Genomic DNA, 4,332 nt, shown 5'->3' on the forward strand with positions numbered 1-4,332 from the left:
CCGGTCCGGTGGGCCACGGGCTATTCGCCGAGGCCGGCCAGGTCGCGCAGGCGGCGGGCCTGGGCGGCCCGTTCCGCGACGCGCTGCTCCTCGTAGGTGCGGTCCTGGGCGCCGCGCAGGAGGGTCTTCGTCTCGATGACGGCGTCCCGGGGGGCGGCCAGCAGCGCGGCGGCGAGGTCCTGGACGGTCGCGTCCAGGTCTGCCGCGGGCACGGCGACGTTGGCCAGGCCGGTGTGTACGGACTCCTCGGCCGTGACGAAGCGCCCGGTCGCGCAGATCTCCAGCGCGCGGGCGTACCCGACGAGGCCCACCAGGGGGTGGGTGCCGGTCAGGTCGGGAACGAGCCCGAGGCTGGTCTCGCGCATGGCGAACTGCACGTCGTCCCCGACGACGCGCAGGTCACAGGCGAGGGCCAGCTGGAAACCGGCTCCGATGGCGTGCCCCTGCACGGCGGCGATGGACACGATGTCGCCGCGCCGCCACCAGGTGAACGCCTCCTGGTACACGGCGATGGTGGCGTCCAGTTCGGCGTCGTCCCCGCGCGCGAGGTCGAGGAACGACGGCTCGCCCTCGATGCCCTCGGGAGAGAGCATCTGCCGGTCGAGCCCGGCGGAGAAGGACTTGCCCTCGCCGCGCAGCACCACGACCCGGACGGAGCCGGGCAGCAGCCGGCCCGCCTCGGTCAGTGCCCGCCACAGAGCGGGGCTCTGCGCGTTGCGCTTGGCCGGATTGGTCAGCGTCACTGTGGCGATCGCGTCGTCGACGGTGAGCCGTACACCGTCCTTGTCGAGTACCGGACCGAGGTCCTGGGCGGACGAAGCCATGGAGCGCCTCCGATGGGTGCGGTCGTCTAAGTGACTGCACAGTAACCACCCGGTCGGTCAGTCGGCCGACCGGGTGGCCACCATCGGGTCTCGTGGCGCCGGGATCAGGCCGACGGGGCCTTTTTGCCCCGTGTCGCCCCGCCACGCCCTCGCAGCGTGACGCCCGACTCGCTGAGCATGCGGTGCACAAAGCCATACGAGCGGCCGGTCTCCTCGGCCAACGCCCGGATGCTCGCACCGGCGTCGTACTTCTTCTTCAGGTCTGCCGCGAGCTTGTCGCGCGCGGCGCCGGTTACCCGGCTGCCCTTCTTCAGAGTCTCGGCCACCCGTGCCTCCTCATGGGAAGTGCGCTCTGGTCTCCTCATGATCACCCCTCCCGGCCCTCATGGCCACCCATTCGGCAAGGTCGATGAGACAAGGTTGTGACGACGGGAGCGTGTCCCCACATACGGAATCGATGATTCCGGGCGGCCTCGCCGATACCTCCCTTCGGGTTCTTCCGAGAAGCCCCAGGTCAGGGATGCGCGACGGCCGGGTCCCGGTTCACCGGGGGCCCGGCCGCGAAATCGGTGTAGGACACACCCCGGGATGAGGAGATCTCACTCGATTGATGGATCACCGATGGGCCGAATGATCCATACGCAGTGGATCACGCCCTCGGGGCACAGGCACCGCTCGGGCGCGGCTCGGGCGCGGCTCAGGCGAGAGCGACCAGATCCGCGTAGTCGGCGCCCCACAGGTCCTCGACGCCGTCCGGCAGCAGGATGATCCGCTCCGGCTGGAGCGCCTCGACGGCACCCTCGTCGTGGGTGACGAGAACGACCGCGCCCTTGTACGTGCGCAGCGCGCCGAGGATCTCCTCGCGGCTGGCCGGGTCGAGGTTGTTGGTCGGCTCGTCGAGGAGCAGCACGTTGGCCGAGGAGACCACGAGGGTCGCCAGCGCCAGACGGGTCTTCTCGCCGCCGGAGAGGACACCGGCCGGCTTGTCCACGTCGTCGCCGGAGAACAGGAACGAGCCGAGCGTCTTGCGGACCTCGACGAGGTCGAGGTCGGGGGCGGCGGAGCGCATGTTCTCCAGGACCGTGCGCTCCGGGTCGAGGGTCTCGTGCTCCTGCGCGTAGTAGCCGAGCTTGAGGCCGTGGCCCTCGATGACCTGGCCGGTGTCGGGCTTCTCGGCGCCGCCGAGGAGGCGGAGCAGGGTGGTCTTGCCCGCGCCGTTGAGGCCGAGGATGACGACGCGGGAGCCCTTGTCGATGGCCAGGTCGACGTCGGTGAAGATCTCCAGCGAGCCGTAGGACTTCGACAGCCCCTCCGCCATGAGCGGCGTCTTGCCGCACGGGGACGGCTCGGGGAAGCGGAGCTTGGCGACCTTGTCGGACTTCCGCTCGGCCTCCAGGCCGGCCAGCAGCTTGTCCGCGCGGCGCGCCATGTTCTGCGCGGCGACGGTCTTGGTGGCCTTGGCGCGCATCTTGTCGGCCTGCGAATGCAGCGCGGACGCCTTCTTCTCGGCGTTCTGCCGTTCACGCCTGCGGCGCTTCTCGTCGGCCTCGCGCTGCTGCTGGTACAGCTTCCAGCCCATGTTGTAGACGTCGATCCGGGCGCGGTTGGCGTCCAGGTAGAACACCTTGTTGACGACCGTCTCGACCAGGTCGACGTCGTGGGAGATCACGATGAAGCCGCCGCGGTACGTCCTGAGGTAGTCGCGCAGCCAGACGATCGAGTCCGCGTCGAGGTGGTTGGTCGGCTCGTCGAGGAGCAGGGTGTCCGCGTCGGAGAACAGGATCCTGGCGAGCTCGACACGGCGGCGCTGACCGCCGGAGAGGGTGTGCAGGGGCTGGCCGAGCACGCGGTCGGGCAGGTTCAGCGCGGCGGCGATGGTCGCGGCCTCGGCCTCGGCGGCGTATCCGCCCTTGGTGAGGAACTCGGTCTCCTGGCGCTCGTACTGCTTGAGGGCCTTCTCGCGGGTGGCGCCCTGCCCGTTCGCGATGCGCTGTTCGTTGTCGCGCATCTTGCGGATCAGTGCGTCGAGTCCGCGGGCGGAGAGGATGCGGTCGCGGGCGAGGACGTCCAGGTCGCCGGTGCGCGGGTCCTGGGGCAGGTAGCCGACCTCGCCGGAGCGAGTGACGGTACCCGCGGCGGGGATGCCCATGCCGGCGAGGACCTTGGTGAGGGTGGTCTTGCCCGCGCCGTTGCGGCCGACCAGGCCGATGCGGTCACCCTTGGCGACGCGGAAGGTGGCGCTTTCGATGAGGACACGGGCACCGGCGCGCAGCTCGATGCCGGAGGCGGAGATCACGGACAGACTCCAGGGCAGGTATGGGGTGGCGGTGGGCGGCTGAGGACGTTCCCGCCGTCTAATGCGCGAGGAGAATGGCCATGCGAGCCATTCTAACGGGGCCCCGCAACCGCTTTACCGGCGTGCGGGCGTCCCCGCCGTTGTCAGTGCCCGGTGCCAGACTGGGCGACAACGGGGCATACCGGTGTACATGAGACACAGGGAAGTGATCGCATGGCAGGCACGGCCGGCGGGCGTCCGAGTGTCGTTCCGACGTTGTTGTACGGGGACGCGAAGGCGGCGGTCCGGCAGCTCACGGAGGCGTTCGGCTTCAGGGAGCTGTCGGTCTACGAGGGCGAGGACGGCACGGTGATGCACGCCGAACTGGTGCAGGGCAACGGCGTGGTGATGCTGGGCTCGAAGGGCCGGGGCGGGACGTTCGACACGGCGATGGAGGGCGCCGGCCCGGCCGGGGTGTACGTCGTCGTGGACGACGTCGACGCACACCACCGGCGCGCGGTGGAGCAGGGCACGGAGATCCTGATGCCGCCGACGGACCAGGACTACGGCTCACGGGACTACATGGCCCGGGACCTGGAGGGCAACGTCTGGAGCTTCGGCACGTACGCCCCGGAGACGGGAGGCTGAGGCCCGCCCTCGAGACCACGCAGCGGCGGTGGCCCGTCCCGGTCAGCCTCCGGTGTGGACCTGGAAGGCCGCCCGGCGGACCGCCTTGGCCAGGGCGGGGTCGGGGTGCGCGGCCGCCAGGGCGACCAGGACCTGCACCGTGCGCGGGTGGCCGACGGCGCGTACCTCGCTGAGCAGGGCGGGGACGGTCGGCTGCACCGCGGACTCCAGGTGCCGGACCAGCAGCGGGGCCTCGCCGTGGTCGGCGACGGCGGCGGCGGTGTCCACCCACAGCCAGGTGGCCTCCTCCCGGGTGAGGACCTCGTGGGCGTCCTCGGGGTCGGCGCCGTCGTGCTCGGCGAGCCACAGCAGCGCGTACGGCCGCAGCGTCGGTTCGTCGAGCACGGTGCGGACCTCGGGTTCGGCGGGGGCTCCGACCACACGCAGCGCCTCGAAGGCGAGGCCGCGCAGCAGGGCGTCCTCGCCCCGGGCGGCGGCGATCAGTTCGGTGACGGCGCTGCCGACCGGCCGGGCGGCGAGCCAGGCCCGGTACTCGGCGCGGGCCGCGTTGGGCCGCAGCCGCCCACAGCCGCGCAGCATGTCCTC

At 71.3% G+C, this 4,332-nt stretch carries 4 protein-coding genes and 1 pseudogene; 1 reads left to right on the forward strand and 4 read right to left on the reverse strand.

Annotated elements, in window-relative coordinates; all coding sequences use genetic code 11:
* Nucleotides 1–20: 20 nt before the first annotated feature.
* The 3 genes from B9S61_RS07680 to B9S61_RS07690 all read right to left on the reverse strand — a co-directional run bounded on the left by B9S61_RS07680 (nucleotide 21) and on the right by B9S61_RS07690 (nucleotide 3,120).
* Entirely contained in the window at nucleotides 21–824 is an 804-nt protein-coding gene (locus tag B9S61_RS07680; protein ID WP_103541567.1) for an enoyl-CoA hydratase/isomerase family protein, read from the reverse strand.
* 104 nt (nucleotides 825–928) lie between these two features.
* Nucleotides 929–1,150, reverse strand: a complete 222-nt coding sequence (locus tag B9S61_RS07685; protein WP_029385158.1) for a helix-turn-helix domain-containing protein — start codon at nucleotides 1,148–1,150, stop codon at nucleotides 929–931.
* A 371-nt stretch (nucleotides 1,151–1,521) separates the two neighbouring features.
* On the reverse strand, nucleotides 1,522–3,120 hold the full coding sequence (locus tag B9S61_RS07690; RefSeq protein ID WP_103541568.1) for an ABC-F family ATP-binding cassette domain-containing protein: 1,599 nt from the start codon (nucleotides 3,118–3,120) through the stop codon (nucleotides 1,522–1,524).
* A 213-nt stretch (nucleotides 3,121–3,333) separates the two neighbouring features.
* On the opposite strand from B9S61_RS07690, the gene B9S61_RS07695 reads away from it, so the two are divergent.
* The gene (locus B9S61_RS07695; RefSeq protein ID WP_103541569.1) at nucleotides 3,334–3,747 is read left to right on the forward strand and encodes a VOC family protein; all 414 of its coding nucleotides are present in this window, start codon (nucleotides 3,334–3,336) and stop codon (nucleotides 3,745–3,747) included.
* 42 nt (nucleotides 3,748–3,789) lie between these two features.
* Here B9S61_RS07695 and B9S61_RS07700 read toward each other — a convergent pair.
* Nucleotides 3,790–4,332, reverse strand: a pseudogene (locus B9S61_RS07700) (hypothetical protein); the annotation flags it as partial.

This window comes from Streptomyces sp. SM1 (assembly GCF_002910825.1).
Taxonomy (GTDB): domain Bacteria; phylum Actinomycetota; class Actinomycetes; order Streptomycetales; family Streptomycetaceae; genus Streptomyces; species Streptomyces okerensis.

Coding starts and splice junctions, on each gene's coding strand:
- B9S61_RS07695 (WP_103541569.1), top strand. CDS start 3,334: ATGGCAGGCACGGCCGGCGGGCGTCCGAGTGTCGTTCCGACGTTGTTG.
- B9S61_RS07680 (WP_103541567.1), bottom strand. CDS start 824: ATGGCTTCGTCCGCCCAGGACCTCGGTCCGGTACTCGACAAGGACGGT.